At 49.8% G+C, this 20,851-nt stretch carries 1 protein-coding gene; it reads right to left on the reverse strand.

What is annotated here, in order from left to right; all coding sequences use genetic code 11:
• Window positions 1-259 precede the first annotated feature (259 nt).
• Entirely contained in the window at window positions 260-20,740 is a 20,481-nt protein-coding gene (locus FZ040_RS03720; protein ID WP_149170785.1) for a leukotoxin LktA family filamentous adhesin, read from the reverse strand.
• Between the last annotated feature and the right edge of the window lie 111 nt (window positions 20,741-20,851).

Here is a 20,851-nt window from a genome sequence, read left to right on the forward strand (position 1 = left end):
ATTTGTTTCTGTCAAGAACTTTTTTAAATTCTTTTTTGAAGCATTTTGGTGAAAACAGCCACAACCACTTGCCAGTCAAGGCTTGGTGTCGTTTTTGTTTCCGCCGTATCTCTCAGCGACTTGTATTATGATACACGCTCTTTTGTTATTTGTCAACACTTTTTGTAAAAAAATAGTGAGACGCTTTTCAGCGCCTCACCATTCTACTCTTTGCTATCTTCTGTTCTTGATACAGCATCGTTCCGCTTCGGAATATCTTTTATGTGTTTTCCCCTCCTTCTGCTAAGTCGTTTGTTTCCGTATCAACGGTAATCAACGGCTTTCTCTCCTGGGCATCATAGCCTGAAATCCCATACTGATAAATCAGTTTTCCTATCTGTTTTGCCTGCATGAATCGATCGATATCCGGCATTGGCTCCTGATAGAAGCCTGGAAGTGTCAAACGCTCTTCCATCATATCGACTACACTCAACGTATCGCCATGGAGCCGCGAGCCTTGTGCCTTCCGAATGAGTATTGCACCCTTCGTACGGATTGTGCCATCAGCGGACAATCCGTAAGTACGCGTTTTGCTGTTTGCCCAGCCAGAGTTGTTCCAATAAACGACCCGTTCTCCATCGTGCGTCGGCGTACGGCCGTAAATTGCCATGCTCGTACGCGGATTATCAATATGGAGCTTATCATATACCAAGGCATCCCGAACGGAGTAATCCCCCTGGCCGACATGGATCTCACCAGTTCCTGCTACCCAAAGATTATCTGTATAGGTACCAGTATCCGAACGCACATCACCCACGCGGACATTGCCCGCAATGAGCTTATCTTCGCTGCCAGCAAAGTTCATATGCAATGCTCCGTTGCCAGCACTTTTTGCCACCGAATCGACATCGATATAATTACCACTCAGCATTACATCCGGCTCTACACCAGAATTAGCCGCAGCTTCAATCGTACCGATATGCGAGGCTTCCGTATTATCGCCCTGCAGCAACAGGACTCCTTGCCCTTGTGCCATATCCAGATACAAATCACCTTTCTTGAGCTGCACATAAACAATCTCGTCAGCCTTTAAGTCACCAGCATGAATCTCGCCTTCAACAGCACTGGACAATACAATATTGCCACCAGCCGTCCCCTTCTCAATCGTGATATTGCCCGTATCGGTATGCGCAACGATATCTCCCGCAACATCAGCCGCAATATCGAAACTGATGTTGCCCTGGTTTTCTGTTGCTACGATCAGACCAGAACCTGCCTCCAATCGATCCGTAACCCGCAAATCACCGTTTACGGTTTGCAAATCCACATCCTGACCGGCAATGAGCCTGCCATGCTGATCCAGAATGATATTTTGGGCTTTTTCATCATAGCTGGATGAAGCTGCCCGGATAACAGCATTTCCCGTAACCGCATGTGTCTTGCCGTAAATATAGGCATTTCCGATACCTGCCGTAAGTGCAATATCCTTATTCGCCGTTATCGTATCGACATCCGGACCATTATCGCCGATCAAGATGCTGCCTACACCGGTCACACCTGTAATATTACCGGATTTTGCATAAAGTGTCTGCATGGTCTTCTCATTCTTACCAATACGGATATCACCATTAAGCGTTTCCATATTGATATCACCGATAGCAGAGGAAACAGTCTTACCGATAACGATATCACCATTTTCTGCATAGAGATTCAAATGACGGTTAGCAGCCACATCGGTGTCGAAATACACACCACCCTGTCCGAGAGCATTCGCCGTAAGATCCGTACCAGCCTGCACCCGATCCGATACATGCATATCGCCATTTTGCGTCGTAATTGACGTTGCCAAACCAGAAATCAACTTACCATTTTGATCGATGATAAAGTTCTTACCATCCTCCCCCATCGTATAAGATTCCGACGCTGCAGCCAAGGTAATATTGCCATTAGCCGAAGTCTTGCCATGCACTTTTATTGCGCCAATATCGGCAGACATTTCGATATCTTTGGCCGCCGTGATGGTATCGACATCAACGCCGTTATTGCCAATATCGATACTGCCAACACCAGTCGCAGCATAAATACTGCCATTTGCAGCGTAGACGGTATGCTCCGTTTTCTCATTTTTGCCGATACGGATATCGCCGACCTGGGTCTCTACATGGATATTACCGTCTTTCGACGAAACGGTCTTGCCGATTTCAATGGAGCCATTTTCCGTATACAACCTAAGGTCTTTATCTGCTTCCACATCACTGTCAAAGAAGATATCTCCCTGTGCTTCAGTCTTGGCGGTAAGCGTCTCACCTGCGTGCAGTCTATCCGACACATGCATATCGCCATTTTGCGTTATTACCGTAAGGTTCTTGCCGCTTTCAATCTCGCCATTTTGATCAATGATGAAATTCCTGCCGTCTTCGCCAGCTTGATAAGCTTCCGATACGGCTTTCATATCGACATCGCCTCCGGCCAGCGTCTTGCCATGTACCAAAATATTGCCGTAAGCCTTCATATCGACATCGGTTCCGGCCACAATAGTATTGACACCTGCGCCATTGTTGCCAACATCGATATTGCCATTTTCCGCACGAATCACAGCATTTCCCATCGTTGCCTTGATATTTTCCTTAGCTTGCACACCCGTGCCTACCTGCACATCTCCTTTCTTCACCGTAAGCAAGACATCACCAGCATCTGACGTAATCGTTCTGCCTACTATAATATTCCCATCTTTAACAAGCATGTTCACATCACTGCCAGCTGTGACATCGCGACCGATTTCGATATTCCCTTGATCAGCCGTAATTGTCAATTGACGATTGACCGCAACATCGGTATCAAAGTAGATACTTCCCTGCTCCTTGGCTGCTGCCAACAGGTCCGTCCCGGCCTGGAGCCGATCTGTTACATGTATATCGCCATTGTTCGTGGTAATGATCATCGCCTGCCCGGAAAGCAGCTGCCCATTTTGATCGAACAACAAATTCCGGCCATCTTCACCTGCTGTATAGGTTTCCGATTTGACATCTACCCGTACGTCATTGCCTGCACTTGTCTTGCCATGGACGGTAATGGTACCAGCCAGTGTTTGCAAGTCAACATCTTTTGCCGACGATATCGTTGCCACCTTCGGGCCACTGTTACCGATATCGATGTTGCCGCTGCCGGCATGAACATAGATTGAACCGGTATCGGTCTTTAAATTTTCCTTCGCATCCGCATGGGAGCCCACACGGATATCACCAGTCGTCGTCGTCAACCAGATATCACCATCTGTCGACCTTACCGCCTCACCGATATCTATCACGCCATCTTCTACCTGCAGTTTGGCCTGCTTGTTGGCAGCAACCACTGCACCAACACTAAGGGTTCCCTCTTGAACGCTCATATTGATATCATTACCAGACGTCAGATTCCTGCCAACATTGAGAATTCCTTTATCAACCGTTAAATCAATATCGCGATTTGCCACAACATCGGTATCAAAATACATATTGCCCTGCTGCTTGACCTCAGCCTTGATATCCTGTCCGGAATGCAAGAGATCCGAAACATGCAGGTCCCCATTGGTCATCGTCAAATCGATATCTTTTCCGGCAATAAGCTGTCCGTTCTGATCGATATGGAAAGACGTACTGCCTTCCGTATATTCAGCAGCTGCTGTCGCCATTTCGACATTGCCCGCATCTGCCATTGTCCGGCCATGTACATCAATCGCCCCCAGCCCCGTAGTGACTTCTACATTTCCTTTCGCATATATCGTATTTACATCCGGGCCATTATCACCGATATCAATATCGCCCACACCTGCACGGATCAAAACATCCCCGGCTGACGATTCAATGGTACTTCCGACTCGAATCGAGCCACTACCAGAATGTAGCTTTACATCTTCCACAGCCTTGATATTCCGGCCTACATCGATACCACCATTGTCCACGGTCAGGGCAAAACCACCGTTAGACTCTACATCTGTGTCAAAATAAATACTTCCCTGTTTTTTAATGGTTACATTCAAATCCCGTTCTGCATGAATCTTGTCGGTAATATGGATATCGCCATTCGTCGCTTCAATATCCAAATCCCTGCCTGATTCCAGGGCTCCATTCTGCGCAATAATAATATTCATACCAGAAATACCAGCCGTATACGTATCAGACGCAGCTGCCATCGAGATATCGCCTTCATCGGTTACCGTGCGTCCATATACCTTCACAGCACCACTATCAGACCGAAGGCCGATGTTCTGTTTGGCAAAAATCGTATCAACCGTAGAACCATTATCGCCGATAATGATATCGCCTTTGCCCGTATGAACCTCCACACTTCCGGTGGTGGCATAGAGATTTTGCCGCAATTTATCGGATATACCGATTATGATATTCCCCGTCCCAGCAACAAGCGATACATCTCCTGTTACCGAACCCAACGTCTTGCCTACTCTTATATAGCCATTTTCCGTTTGCAGGTCAACATTTCCCTTGGCACTGACATGTTCTACCACATCAATATCGCCCACTTCTGTCGTTGCCAGCAAATTGCCATTAACCACTACATTATCACAGAAATACAAACCGCCAGATTTATCGACATCTATGGTCAAATTCTTTCCTACCTGAATACTGTCCGTGACAAACATATCACCATTTTCCAAATGCAGTAGCATATCATCGCCAGAAATGATCTTACCGAAACCAGCGACAAGCAAGCTGGAGCTATCTTCGCCTTCCTGATATTCTCCTGCTGGCAAAGCAGCATGAAGGTTTAGTACCCCTTCTTTAGCCTGGACCGTCCCCAGTATATTGATGTGACCTGCCATAGCATCCAACACAATATTATCATTTGCGATAATCCCCAAACCATCGCGGTCGTTGACCCCCATCGTAAGATTGCCCTGTTGCGACACGATGCTGACATCCCCCTGGATAGCATGAACCGTATCCAGTACAGAAATATCACCATTATCGGTATAAAGCGTTATATCTCCTTGCCTTGATACAATATTCTTGCAAATCGTGATATCCCCGCTTTCCGTCTTTCCAAGGACATCGCCCGTAACTACGACATCTTTACCGAAGTTAATCGCTCCCTGCCCTTCAATATCAGCAACAAAACCTGTCTTGGCTATTAAATCATCGGTAACAAATATATCACCATTTCTTCCCTTCAACGTTAACGAGCCACCAGCAACAACTTTGCCCTGATTATTGATGACAAAGACACTATCCTCTTCACCACTGGTATACACATCACGTCCGGCCATCAGCGATACATTGCCATTTTGTGCTTCGGTCTTACCATTGATGTACATAACACCATCCGGCGTCTCAATACTGACATCCTTATACGCCACTACCGCATCATCATCATTGGTAGCATCTCCCAAAACTATATTACCTTTTTTCGTACTCGCATAAATATCCCCTGTGACAGAATTCAGCCGATCATAAACCATGACGCTGCCGTTATTTGCCGTTAGTTCAATATCCTTCTGTGCCTTGATATTTCCACTAACAGCAATTTCCCCAACATCAGTTTTAACATCTACCGAGCCTTTCTCAGAAAGCACCCTCGCCTGTAACGTAATATTGCCAACAGCCTCACGCTCGTCAGCAGCACGTTCAATCATAAAGCTGACATCTCCACCGGCTTCGATTTTCGTCATATCCGAAAGAGAACCAACTTTCAAATCCACTGGATTGATCTCATCAGCCATAACATAGGCACTAATATCACGCCCAGCGTGAATATCTCCAAAAATCGCCAGCGTTGTATCCAAAGTCGCCAATCGAACGTCTCTACCCGCATCAAGCGTATAACCCTTTTCTGATAAATCAGCAATAACCAGTCCATCCTGGCTAAAAACGAAAATATCATCTGCCGCTTTCAAGGTACCTAATCCCAGTATAGCAGCAGCCGACAGACTGATATTGCCTTCTGCACCATCCCTTCCATTCGCCTGTAAATTGCCGTAAAGCATCAAATTCCCGTCCCGAACATTTACATCGATCGTACCATTTACAGGATTCTCAATACCAACACTCGTAGTATTTTCGCTCGTCTGCAACAAAATATCGCCATTGATGACCGGCTGTCCTGTTCTAGCTATTGCCTCAAAAATGCCGAAACTATTATTGGGACTCTGTAAATCAACACTGCCCCCAACCATAGCCCCTACACTTGTGCTGCTTATGCTGCCGATATTTTGCACAACACTGCCGCCAGCATGGAACTTCAGCACATGGTTAATCGTACTCCAATACCCATCACTGGGCGGCAAATCATCCGAATGATCCTCGGGAAGCGTAATCCACCCATTTAACTCTATATCCTTGGCAGCAGTGAGTGCTACTTCTTTGCCAGCCGTAATATGACCATTTTTTTCATCTTGCCCCACGAATAGATGGCCTTGACTCTCTGCACCAAAGTGATTGATTACATCAATATTGCCTAACGTAAGCGTACCATCTGTAATCTCAGAATTATTCATCCCCTTGATATAGGCATCCGATGCCGTAAGGTTTACCACTGCACGGTTATTCAGGATCCGCAATGGTTGTACGGCCGTACCAATGATTCCATCATCATTTGCCAACACCAATGTCTTACCTGCATTGATATACGATTCCGCAATTTCACTATTGGCATCGCTCATGAGGTAGCCGGCTGGTGATGACAACGAAATCGTATCCGCAGCATACATAGCCCCCAAAGTCAATTCCTTTTGGCTATCCATATTCTTAATATAGATGTCCTTATCGGCTTTGGCCGACACTAAATCACCAGAAAGCTTTACGGTAAGCGGATTATCTGCTTTGCCGATGCTGACAGTCGGCACTTCATCGCCAGCAATAGCCGAAAGTTCGAGATTTCCCGCGATGATATGAGCGTCCGGCGCATCCAACCTGCCCCAGATACTCTGAGCAGCTGCCAGGCGCAGATTTCCCGTACCAGTATCCACTTTTCCAAGCTGCATAGCCGAGTAATTGCCCTGGTCATTTGTGCGCCCTGACACGAAGGTATTGCCAGCCGCCTTGACATTCAATTCTCCTTTTGCATAAACCCCTAACGGAATAGCGGCTTTGACCGAAAAGGCCGTAATATTCCCATCGTCATCCTTGATTACCGACACATCCGAGGCGTTGGACCGAAGCAGCGTCCGCAGTTTCGCATAATCCTTTGCGATGTCTTCTACCTTGATGATGGTGGCATTTGCTTCATTCTTACCGATGCCGCTATACGCCGTAAGCGTTACCTTATCCCCAACGATATTGGCAGCTTTTTCCGCTACGCTGCCACCCGTACCATTTACCAAATTGTCTGCTACGGCATAGAGCATCATATCTTTCGTCCAACGGAACTTCGGATGCTCTGCCTGCGTACGCAAGGACTGATAAACCATATCATGAGCCAGGAATTCTTCTGCCGTCGCATACTTCTGGTATCTAGCCAGCGTGCTGTCCTTCATGAAGGCATCAGCCGTCGCATAACCATCATAGCTATGGTACTTGCCAAACTGAACGGCATAATCCGCATACGCCTTATCGCCGGATTTTATAAGTGCTGCCAGCTGTTCCACCGACATCGCGTCGTATTTTGCTTTTAAGGAAAGATAATTTTGATAATCTGCACTCTGGTAGATGGCCTGCGCTGCAGTCAACTGACTGTCATACTCCTGTTGCAATTTTTCTTTATCCGTTGCATAGGACGCATAGGCATTTTCGACCTCTGTCCGATAGCTTACCACATCTTTTTCGAGCTGCTCGATGTAAGCGCCTTTGTATTTATAACTTCCGTCCGGATTTTTCTCACCATCAATAAGGCCGGCATCAATCCAGCGTTTTACGAGTTCATCCGTACTATCATCTTTCTCTATCGCCTCAGTCGGCAGCATATCGACAAAGCCGCCCCCCTCAGCAGTGAGGACCACATCACCGGTTTTCGCCGTGATCTTGCCAACCATGAAGTCGCCACCGGCAACACTTTCCGTCAAATAGACCGAGCCAGCTGCCGAAGCATTGACCGCCGTGCTGTATGGATTCGTTCCATACAGGAAATCCGACGCCGCCAGCGTCAACGGCTGAGCAGTTGTCCCCAGGCTCCCATTCTCACTGGCAAGTGAGATGCCACGGCCATAAAATGCCGTCGTCGTTCCCGACTGCGTGATATCTCCCTGCGCCTGCAAGGAAACGAGCCCCAGCGGTGCATCCTGCGCAAACGTATCCCCATCCAGGCTGGCCAATTTTTCAACCTTTACATTACCGGCAAGATTCAAGCCCTCAAGCTGACCACCATGTACGGTTATATCAATATTGCCTTTGCCATTGGATTGCGCAGACAAGTTCAGCATATCTGCTACCGTCGTTGCCTTGCCAGCATCATTTCTCGCCGTGACTTTGCCCAGCGTCGTCACATTGATGCCTGCAATATCGCCATGAGCCGCCAGACTCAGATTTTCCGTATAGACGCTGGTATCCCCTGCCTGCTTAATGGAACCTCCGTTGGCATTAATCGTGATTGGCGCCAGATTCGTCGCACTCTGGATCTTGCCAAGCAGATTCATATCGCCGCCGGTCGTCTGATCGTTCTTCAAGGTAATGCTGCCGTCTTTCGTCCCCAGAAGACCCAAGGAAATCTGCTTGCCGGCATCAATCGAGTACTGGTATGTCTGGATTGACCCCGTAGTCTTATCCCAACGGGTATAGTAATGGCGACGCCAGCCAAAGAGGCCGGATTTTTCCACCCAAGATTGGATATTATCACGGCTCTCGGAAACTTTCTTGCTGGCAGCCCGCAGATTCAACCCCGATTCTGTACCACCAACATTGCTGAGATAAGCCCCCTCTGGCAGATTATAACGCTGTGCATCTGCCGAAGATATCTTATGCGATTCCGTTTCCTGTCCTTTGATGGATTCCTGGTCGGTATAAGATGTATAAGCGCCCCACCAGCATTTGGACGTATCCGTCTGATAAGTAGTCTTCGATACGGTAGCGTTGCCAGTCGTCCAGCCATACTGCTGCCCTACGACATCATACACAAGATTATGATTATCGCTCAGTACCTGATCAGCCGCCGTTATTACCAAGGCATCCCCATACAGATCACTGCTGTCCTTATGCGTCTTTAGATAATTGGCATATCCCGTGATGCTGCGCGTTCTGCCATTGCTGTATTCCGTCCAGGTATCCTTAGCCGTATCGGCAATCGTAATACTGCCACTGCGAATGTTATTTATGACCTGACCAACATCCATGGATATATCCGAATGATTAAGGACCGAAATATCAGCCGCACCATCGGAAACGATAATCTTTCCGTTGCCCGTGCTTGCAATGCGGCCCGTCAGATAAACTTTGCCACCCTGGGTATTGATATCTTCCACAATCAGGTGATCGGTCAGCGGATCATAATAAACTGGCACTTCATAGTAAAAAGCCTGCGCATCCGCATCATATTTCTGCCCGCCGTCATTTACCTTATACATCGTCCGATTTTGCACAGTCACAGCCCGATCACGCGGCTGCTGTTTAGCAGCTGCGACATCAGCTGCCGACAATTCAGCCTTGTAATCCTTATAGCCACTCTGGATTGTGCCATTGACATTGATATACTCGGCAGCGATATAAACATCTTTACCGGCGATATACCCACTGGCCGCATTATCCTGCGTCGACTGCGGATTCTCAGCACGCGCACTTGCCACACTGTTCTCTGCCTCTATATCCAGCTGAACCTGTTTTTTCAAGTTTTCCGCTGCTTCGGCCAAATAGTTTTCCGGGTTCCCGTTGATGTGGACAATACCATCCGTATAGCCCTGATTGATGCTTCCCTTAGCAGTCAGGCGCACGGTCGTACCGTGAATGCCCGTCGGTTTCTCCTGCGTACCACCATCGATGATGATATCGCCAGCCGTATTATTGATGATCACTTCCCCAAGCGCATTTTCGAGTTTACCGGCAACTTCCACATCGTTGACCATAAAGATTCCCTTTGCCAGTTCCTGCTGATATTTTTCCGCCTGTTCTGTGACATCGATGGAAGGATCCTTCTGTCTCTCTTCCGCAAGCTTTTGCTGCAATTCCTGCTGTTGTTCCGGCGTCAGCGTCGTAATCGCACCACCGGAATACGTATTCTGGATTGAAAGCGGTGCTCCCGTACCACTGATCGTTCCATAGATTTGAGCAAAGTTAGCCGTCTGGAAAGTACCACTTTCTTTATTGATCGTATTGATAGCCTGATTGGCAGCTGCCAGCGTTGCTACCGGTACCACCGTATCATTAAAGGAAATCTTGCCTCCTTCTTCTCCCATGATGATATCATTGAGCTTCAAATAGGCATTGGAATTATTCGTGATACTTACCTGAGGCGCGCTGTTGGCTCTAAGGCTGCCGGTACCCGCCAGATAATTGGCCTTGACATTGATATTGCCGCCACTGACTTTTATGGCAGGAATTTCAACATAGCTTACCGGCTGTCCCGAAACCAGATAATTTCCTACTGTATATCCGCCCTCTACCGTTTCTTCACTATAAAGGTTGAGTGCCTTCATCTTCTCCTGGATCATATCACGTTCCTGGATATAACCAGCCAGCGCCGTTGTATCGCCACTACTATACGCAGAGATAAGATTATTCAGTTCCACCAAACGCGCACCCAACGCATTGGCATAGTCAAAATCACCAGTCTTTATCCCCTGACGTACCCGTCTGTTTACATCATTGTCATCCGTATCGATGACAAGCCCATTGCTCAGTCCAGGAACAGCTTGTCCGCTTATCGTGATGTTGATAGGCGCAGCCGTACCGGCCAGCAGCGTGCCATCCACTTTCACTACATTGTGCTTCATGGATTCTGGTTTGCCCTTTTGGTCAATGGAGGACAAGAAGTCCATGCTCGTCGTGCTGCCGCCATTGACCCACGAAAACTTAGACGCATTATTGGCAGCATCTTCATTGCCACCCGTAGCCGTCGCATTGATATCCTGCGTCGAACGCACGAGCCCTGTTGCCGTGACATTTACCGTATTGTTATCGTTCAGCGCCGTCTTAGCAGAAAGCACCGTGATGGGAATAACGGTGTAGTTATAAGCTGCCGCCTTCGAATCCACTTTGAGATTCGAACGCTTGCCGAGAGCATCTGCCCCAGCGTAAAGATTGACGTCTTTGGCACTGGAAACCTGCCCCTTGACCGTCACGGTATTCGTGCGATTCATCGTAACGTTTGATGTCGATCCCATACCGGCAGCGACACCAGCATAAATAGTCGCCTCGGCCTGATTGTTCACTTTTTCGTTATCATAAGCAGACAGCGTAAGGCTGGCCTCCTGAGCCGCTTCCTCATTGCTGAGCACAGCACCTTCCTCGACCGTAATGGTATTATCAGCCGTAACGACAGCTTCGTTATCCACCACTGTCACGGCAACTGCACCGCCGCCCTTCGCATTGGATTGCTGCGTAAGGTCATTATCCGTGCTGGCGACATACTGCTGCCCATCACGCGTCACGATCTTGGCGTTTTTCCCGATCAGGACTTTGCCCGTCTGGTTGAGCAGCAAATCACTCTCGAGCACGTTTCCCGCAATCGCGCCGCCGAAATAATCCTGCAGCGTGTAGGTCTCACCATCATAGGCAGCCGTCATCGCTGCATTGGCCGTGCCAATCGATACGCTACCGGCCTGCAGCTTGCTGCCATCACGGACATCTGCATACACCTTGCTGTTGATATCATTTTTGGCAAACGTTCCGCCCATGCCAACAATGGCACCATGGCCTTCATGAGCCGTTAACTTGCCGACATCTTTTTGTGCCGCCGTAAGGGAGAGCACATTATCGATCTTCCAGGCGCCACTCAATTCAGCGCGCACGGTGCTGTCTGTCTTATTATTGGCACTAGCACCAATGTAACCGCCAATACCGCCGCCGCCAGCCTGTGCATAGGAACGCCCCTCGTCCGCCCCCTGTGCACGGATTGTCAATGCCTTCAGTTTCTTGGCTGTTTCTTTCCCTTCCAGCGTCGCCGTGACATGTTCCTCGCCATCACTTTCCGCACGGCTGCTGCCGACGGCAATCGCACCAACTGTCACATCTTTGACATGCGCATCACGCGTCATATTCGTCATGCTGCTAAGCGTCAGCGTTGCAGTTTCCTTGAAGTCTGCCTCTTTCGCGACCGTTACCTTCGAGGTTGCCTTCGTCTTGGCAATTGCGCTGTCAGGTGCCACAGCCACAGCCGAAATATTGCGTCCAACCGCATCGGTTTTGATAGTCGTTGTCTCAGCCTTGCCAACCTGCGTGCCAAAGTAAATATTGTCCGCATCAAATAGACCGCCATCAACCGTAACATCAGCCGTAAGATCCATATCGCCTAATCCACGCATGCGGCTGACTCCCAGGATAGACACCGTCGTATTGCCGGCATTTACCACGCCACTGTCACGCTGGTTCGCTGCAAAAGTCAAAGTACTGCCGGAAAAATGATTATTCTTGCCATTTATCGCAATCGCAGCTGCTCCTGCATCCGCAATCGTAGCATGGTTCACCGCTACTGCCGCACCGCCAGCGCCAACTCCTTGCGTATCTGCCCGAAGAACTGCCTGTTTACTTGCTTCCGCGCGCACTTCACCCGTTGCCTGCAAATTATTTGTGCCCGTGAACGTAATCCCAGTATTACTGCTTTCATCGACATTTGAAAATGACGTCAACACGTTTATGGCACCGCCACCGCCGCCCAGCAGTTTAGCGCTTGCCTTGCTGCTATCATCCGCCAGTATCGTAATCGTGCCAGCCTTGTTTTCCTCCGTACCAATGGTAGCACCAGACAATACCACATCTGTACTGCCCTTGTTCACAACACCAGAGTAACCAACGCCAACGCCAGCCATACCAGCCGTTACCGCCGTCGTATGCGATACAAGGCCGTCATGTTTCTGTCCCTGATTGGCAGCCAGCGTGATGTTTCTGCCAAGCAATGTTGCTCCACTGACTGTTACATCCGTATCATGTCTTGCCTTGATGATATTGCTGGTAGCTGCTGCCGAAGCCCCAGCGGCCATCGATATCGAAATTCCTTCCGAATCGATATCATTCTTATCCTTAGCCGTAAGCGAAAGCGTATTTCCTGCCGTAAGCACAGAGGACTGCTGTGCTATGGCATGCACACCGCCCTGATTACTGGCAACACTGGTATCGATTTTCTGATTCTGTAGCGTCAGCATCTTTTCTTTCTGTGTGGAATCCATACCAAATAAGCCATCGCCTTCAAATTTTCCGACAGCATTTGAGGTGTCTACACTCTTCGTGATTGCTTTTTTCGTTTCAGCATCAGTTCCCATGCTGTTGCCATTTTCATCAGCAGCCCGCGAAAGCTGATTATCCGTAATGCCTTCATTGAGTGAGGTTGCAATGACATTTACCGTAACACCAAGGCCAGCACCACCATTGACGCCAGCTACCTGACCACCAGTATCCCGTACCGATTCTGCCGCCACAGAAATATCATTGCCAGCCGTCAGCCGGCTCCCTTCGACATTGGCATTGACGGCCGTATTATACGTATTCAATACCACGCTGACGCCAGTTCCCACGAGACCTGCCGACGATACCAGCCCCAGTGTATTGGCAAAGAGTTCATCCTTCGCTGCCACACCGATATTTCTCGCCGTAATCGTGCTGTTTTGTGCCGCTGCCGTCACCTTGTTCTCTATTTTGTTGATGGCAACATCACCGGCTACCGCTGCACCGATTCCCACTGCAATCGTGCCATTATAAAGCTCAGTATTCAAAACGCTCTGGTTTTCGGCGTCAATATCAACATCGCGATTACTGGTAAGCGTGCTATCTTTTACCATTGCCGATACCGTTGAACCATCTTTTACCAGCGATATGCCCGCACCGACACCAACAGCAGCCACGCCCCCCGAAATTGCTCCGGATATATTGCGCACATACTCTCGCGACTCATGACTAGCATTTACCCTTGTATCTCCATTTGTCGTAACGGTCATATTGTCGATTGCTGCCGTCGTCTCACCATTTAAGATATGGCGTACTGTGCCGTTTCCAGCGGATACCGCTACCTTACCACCCGCAATCGCAGCTCCAATCGTAAGATTCGTCGTCGCCTGTTGCGAATCCGCTGCAACCGTAAGCTTCTGTGCCTTGAGTACCTTCTTGTCAGCCGATGACTTGACTTCCGCTTTCGTCTTGCGGTCAATCGTATTCCACGTACTACCCGATCCGACCGACACACCCACTAAACCGCCGCCAATCGAGGCCCCGACTGTGAACGAACCGAGATTCGTATAATCCGCAGCCTTTACGGCAACATCGCCATACGACGAGTTTCCATCGTTCAATGCAGCATTGATGACCTGCGCATCCGTCCTGCCTCCGATAGTATTGACATTGACCGTACCAGCAAGGCCCACGCCAGCACTGCCCGAAATCGCAATGCCAGCTGATGCCAGCGCCGATGCAATCGAATGCGTGGCCGAACTGTCAACGACGATTCCGGCAGCTTTTCCCTGCTGACGTCCATGGAAAAGCGACGAAGCTTTCCACATGGAACTATCACCAAAACCGGAAATCAACGCATCATCTGCCATACCGCCATGTACCGCAATCGCATCATCGGCTGCGTCACTCCCCTTCGCCGTTACCGTGCCTCCTTCGATTTTGGCCGTAGTATTGCCCGAAAGCTCATTAACGGCTACGGCTGCACCCACACCTACGTTACCGCCAGCCGCCAATCCCAACGCACCGGCATAGTTTGCCAGGCGTTCATCGCTTTTCGCGACGACACCAACATTGTTCGTGCTCGTAATAGCCGGATTCACGAGTTTAGCGGTAACATCATCGGACAGATAGTTATAGCTGGCGGAACCGCCAATCGATGCAGCTCCCATGACATTAGGCGCTGCCCCCGCACCGATAGACAGGATATCGCTATCCCCACTGCCGGTTACCGATATCCTGCCGGCATGAATCGTCTTTTGCGGAGAGGAGGAAATCTCAGCCGTCGTATCCTGGTCCAGTTTATTTATTGATAAACCAACGGCTGCATTGATTAGCGTGCTGATACCAACAGCCGCGGCAGAACCGACCGTCGTCACTTGGTGCTTGCTGTCTGCTGCCACTTCAAGGGAAGCACCATCCTCATCCAGTTTGCTGACCTTCGTATCGGCCAGACGTGCTATGGTATCTTTTGATGCTTCCGTCACAGCCGCTGCCCCCTGCAAATGGAAGGGATTGCTGCCAAATTGCACGCCAAAACCACCGGCAACCGTCACAAATTTTGACGTATCACTGGCTTTGACCGTAATCTTGCTATCTGCGATTGTCTCAATATCAGCATTCTGGATCTCAGCGCGCACTTTCTCCTTATCCGAGTTGCTGCCCAAATCAGCATAGGCCACCGCACCGCCGACAGCCACTTTAGCACCGCCGACCATGATACCGCCGGCAACCGTCGTCTTTTGGGCCGTATCCGTAGCCGTAACCGACAGATTCTTGACCTTGGTCAACTTCTTGTTTGACGACTTCCCGTCAATGACACTTTCGGTATTATCACGGCCACGATTAAGTCCTACCGCACCATTGGCGGCAAAGGCTGCCGACTTGCCAGCAACGACATTGACACCACCGGCAATCGATAGTGCCTGACTGTCATTTTTGGCATCCAGCGTAACAACCGTACCTTCCGCTCCGCCTGTTACTTCGCTGCCGTACAAGTAAGCTCCGGTTGTGTTATTCAGCGCATTATACGAGAGCGTAAGCCCGGCGGCAATGCCTTTCCCGGCTGCGATTTCACCAGCAATGCTCATAACATTGCTGTCATTTTGCGCCTTAGCACTGACTTCGCCAGCCGTCAACACAGCATTTTCGATAATGGCCTTGGTTTCCTGCCGCAAATCGTTCCAACTGCCAGACCCCGCACCATTGAACGTCTTGCCGCCAATCGCCACACCGGCACCTACCGAAAGGATATTCCCCATACTTGCCGCTTCGCCGTTTACCGTATCAGCCGTAATCGTTGCACCACTTACCTTGGACGTGATGAAATTATCAACATGATTATAGGAAATGCCAACACCAGCACCAGCACTTCCCCCCCAGCCGCCGGCAATGGCTGCCGTAACGGTCGTACTGCGATTGCTTCCCAGTTCTGCCTTAGCCTCATTTTCCTCATCGGCAGCTGCACCTGCGCCAGTATTTTCCGCGTCTGCAGCCGACCCCGTCGACGTATCCACATAGCTTGTCCCTGTCGTATCAACGCCAGCATCTTCCAGCTGTTTTTTATTCTCGTCATCTTCACTCTTACTGCCATCGTTTCCTGTGCTTTCCTTCCATTTATCCTTGATAAACTCAGCAGCATCCGCAAAGATTGACGTATTCTTTTTACCGGTTTCGCCAGCCTTTATATTTACCGCATTTGTATTTTTGACCGTCGTATCCGTCATCGTCGCACGTGTGCTATTTTCGATATCCCCATAGGCAAAAGCGCCTTCAAACGAATAGCCGCTGTCCCCCGTCGCTGCCGTTCCCGCAGCAGCTCCCGTAAGCTGCGTCGTCCCTTTCTGCGCCGTGACGTCAACCTGCGAAAAATCAGACACTGTGCCTCCGATCATAGCACTTTCCAGCGTGTTATCGATATCACTGATTGCTACCGCGCCGCCCACGCCAACCTGTGTGCCATTGCCACCAGTTGCGCGGTTGAGATCAAGACCGCCCGTAATCTGGAAGTCTGTCGACTGAACGGTATTTTCCAACACGGCTTTATCTTTTCCCGTACCCGTCACCGTATTATCGATGAACAGCGCCCGCGAATCAATATCCAGCACGTTATGGTAGACGACACCGGCAACCGCTACATTCGTGCCATTCCCTACCGAAGAAGCAACTCCCATACCAGCTGCAAGGTTGAATCCCAGCCGCGAAGCCGAATTCTTTATCTCATCAGCGCCCGTTACCACTGTGTCCCGCATAACCGAACGATTTTCACGCACGGTATCCGTCAGCGCATAGGTACCGCCAATCCCCACTTTAGTGGCCGACTGCTGTCCATTCGGTTTGAGCGAATTCTTGACTGACGTACCGGCTGTTGTCATGGCTCCCACAAGATCGCTTGACGAAATTGCCAAGGCATGCGAGACTCCGTCGCCCTCCAGCGTAATATTGACATGGTCCACCAAAGCATTCGTACCACCATCGAGGAAATTGAGCGCAACACTTCCCTCAAGTCCGAAGCTCGTACTGGGCTTGGATGCTTTATCGCCTGCCGCCGGTGCCGCACTGCCATCGGGGTCTGCCTTTTTGGCAGCCTTGTTGGCTGACTCCGTTGCTGTGTCCGCTGGCGGAGCTGGTGCATCGTCCGTCTTATCCTGCGCACTCTTTTCTGTCGTTTTATTGTTTTTCGCTGCGACAGTATCTTCTTCGAGCTCCGAAGATTTCTTGGCAGCATCCTTACTATCCGTTTCGCCTTTCTTGGACCAGAGCGTCCACTTTTCGCTGTCCTTTTTCTCATCCTTGTTCTTGGCTGTGCTTTCCGAATTCTTCGCCGCTTTGCCATCAGCCTTCATCATGCCACTCGAAATCGCATGGATTGACACGCTGCCAGCTGAAATAGTCCCGCGCGCTCCGCCGTTCGTAGCATTTCCCAAAAGCTGCGCATCGTCGCCTAATCCAGCGCGCACTAAGGAAGCCCCCTGATACAAGGCTTTTGCTGCCTGCTGTTCATTGGTATCGCCTGCGGCAGGCTCCGTCAAACCGTTGCCATTATCCCCCACCATAGCCAAGGTATTTACCGTAAAATTGCTGATACCAACACCCAGACCAAAGGCATACTGACTACTGTTTTCCGTGCGTGCCGACGTATCGCCACTCACACTGTTGCTGCTAAGAGCGGTCAAATTGCCGGACTGGAGGCTTGCCTCATCATCCCATGACAAGAGACTATTGGCATCGCCATAACTGAGTGCCAACATCCCCGAAATGCCGATCTTTTCGCCCTTACCGGCATTCTTGACCTTATTTTCCACATTGATCGCATTATTCGACGTAAGGATAGTCATGACAGGCGCTTCAATAGACGCTTTGCGGCCGACAGCCAGAATTCCCTGGCTGTCCACGTGCTCAATCCCCACCGTGCCGCCAATGGCAACATTGCCATTCTCATCGGTTGCACCATAAGTACCGGCAGCATTCGTCGCAGCGCCAGCCCCCAGCGTCACCGTCATTCCCTTGACAGAAGCCCCTTCGCCAATAAGCGTACTCGCCGTGTTCTTGAGGGTATCGACACTTACCGTGCCATCAATTGCCACCGATGCCTTTTTTTCAGCTGACGATTTGGTCGAAGCTTCTGCCTGATAGTGCATAGCGCTTTCCTTCGCGCTGTCACCCTCGCCATACTTTGCCGCTTCGATAGCTGCATTTGCCGTCAATGCTCCCGAAGCATCCAGTGTCGTTTTATGCGTTTCGTCACTTGCCAGCACGGTTTTCGCGGTATTGCTGATGCTGCTTACGAGCACGGCAGCTTCTACCTTGACTTTCGATGACGTCGAACCGCTATTCTTGACTTTTAAAGCAAAGCTATCCGCATCTTCACCGGCCAGCGTCTGCTTGGCAGCAAGATTCAATGCGCCATCCGGCGCATTGTCACCGCCCGCTGTCTGCGTCTTCAGCGTGATGCCCTTTGCAACCTTTACCGAAGCGTCATTGTTGCTGGAAACCACGCCAACGCTGACACCAGCCGCAAACGCCGTGCCATTTTTTACCGATTTCAGGGACTTATCCATGCCAGCCTTGGCATCCTTGCTCTTATCCCCCTCTGCCTTATCAGCCGAATCCTTGGCCAGCTTCTCGGGATCTGCCGATTTGCTTTCACTCTTTTTTTCTGCATCCGATTTTGTCGCCTGATGCTCCGCAGATTTTTCTTGCTGCGCCGCCTGCTCATCTTTAGCCTTTTCTTCCTCGGTTGCCTTGGCTGTCGCTTTCTTTTTATCAGACTTCGGCACCGCCAGCGTATTATCAATCGTAAGCTTGCTCTTGGAAATCTTATTCGTTGCAGCGATGTCGATAGCACCAGCCGTGATATTGCGGGCAATATCAGTCGTTGCCGCCGTATCGTAATTGACGACACCAACCGTCGTGCTGATATAGCTTGCGTCCTGCCCCTCCGCCTTGACGGAGACTGCCGTCTTGCTGTCGGTATCAGCAGAAATCACCGCTTTGCCATTCACTGCCGTAAAGTTTTTGTCCCCGGATAGTGCTACCTTGGCATCTGTATCCCCAGTCAGCACACCAACTCCTACGGCTGCCACACTCGCACTGCTGCCGCTGGCGGTAACCTCTAAGCTCGCATCTGTAGTAGCTTTGGCAGCGATTTTAATGCCATTGCTGCCCGTCGCATCAATAGCCCCCTTCACGTCAATATCCGCATTATTATAGATCCTTGTCACGCCCACAGCAACTACCGGCATGCTCGAACCAGAATTCACCGTACTGCCGCTGCTATCCGTATTCTTCTTTTCCTCCGAGGTCTTGTCTGCCTCTTTTTTCATATCGGCTTTCGGCACAGCAATCGACTGCTTGATCTTGACGTCAGACTTGGCCGCAATGTCAACGCTCTTCGCCGTTATCGAGCCTGTATCACCGATTTTGACACTCGTCTTATTCGATTTCCCGGAATAATTTACATAGAGATACTTATTGGCAGCCGCTTCTTTGTCCGCCAACTTATCCGTCAATTTATTGAGCATTTCGTTTTCGCCCAGCACGATGCCCTTGATCGTATCAGTCAAGGTCATGGGCGTGCTGTCTTCTATACTGCTCGTACTCTCAGCCGAGATTTTAACGCTGCTATCTGACACCAAGCTGCCATCTACCGTGACTGCTGCCGTAAGATCAGTGGATCGCTCTCCCCACCGGATGCGTCTTGCCTTATCGCCATCTTTATCCGAAACCTTTGATTCCGTCTTAGCTGAAAGCACAATATCGCCACTTTCCGTGACAGTTGCCGTAAGGTCACCGCCCAGCCCTGCCGAATGGCTGCCAGTATTTACCAGCGACGAAAAATCGATCTGCTTGACGCTTTGCAGTTTGGCACCACTGCCGATATTGATGATGCCACCACCTAACAGGATGCCTTCCGTTGTATTGATATGACCGTCAACCGTCAACTTGCCCGCATTGTTATAGGGTGCATTTTTTATCGCATCCAACGTGATGCCGCCAGCCTCGCCTTCATAGAGCTTGCGGAAATCTTCACTATTCATGACCAGCCCGGTAAACTGCCCTGCATTGATGACACCACTTGCACCAACAGCGATACCATTCGGGCTCAAAAACAACAGATGACCACCGATCTTGCCGCCACGAATGGCATTGACCGTACCATTGATATCTATTTTTGCATTGACAAAGTTTGCGAGCGTCGATACATCCGCACCGCCATTTTTGCGGAAAAACAGATTGGCAATATCGCCAGCCGTCAGATTGAATTTCTGATAGCGGCTGATAGCCAAATCCCCATTGATATCCTGCGCATAGATATTGTGAACGCCAGAACCACTCGCCACATTCGCTCCGTCTTTCGCGATGATTTCCGAAGCTTCGGCCTGTTGCGGAAGTGTCAGCCCCATTGCCATCGTCAAGGACAGCAGGACGCTCCGCCGTAAATTCTTCTCCTGACGCTGCCGTCTCTCCCGACGTGATAAAAAGAGTCCCCTTTGTTCGCTTCCTGCGGCTTCCTTAGCGTAAAACATAACGGTAACCTCCTATGCTTCCGTACATATTCTATCAATCAGAGCTGTTTCTTTCCGTCATCTCATCGTTTCTACCAGCAAAGCATCTTCACGTTTTCCTATAAAACATTC

This window comes from Pseudoselenomonas ruminis (assembly GCF_008271295.1).
Taxonomy (GTDB): Bacteria; Bacillota; Negativicutes; order Selenomonadales; family Selenomonadaceae; genus Selenomonas_A; species Selenomonas_A ruminis.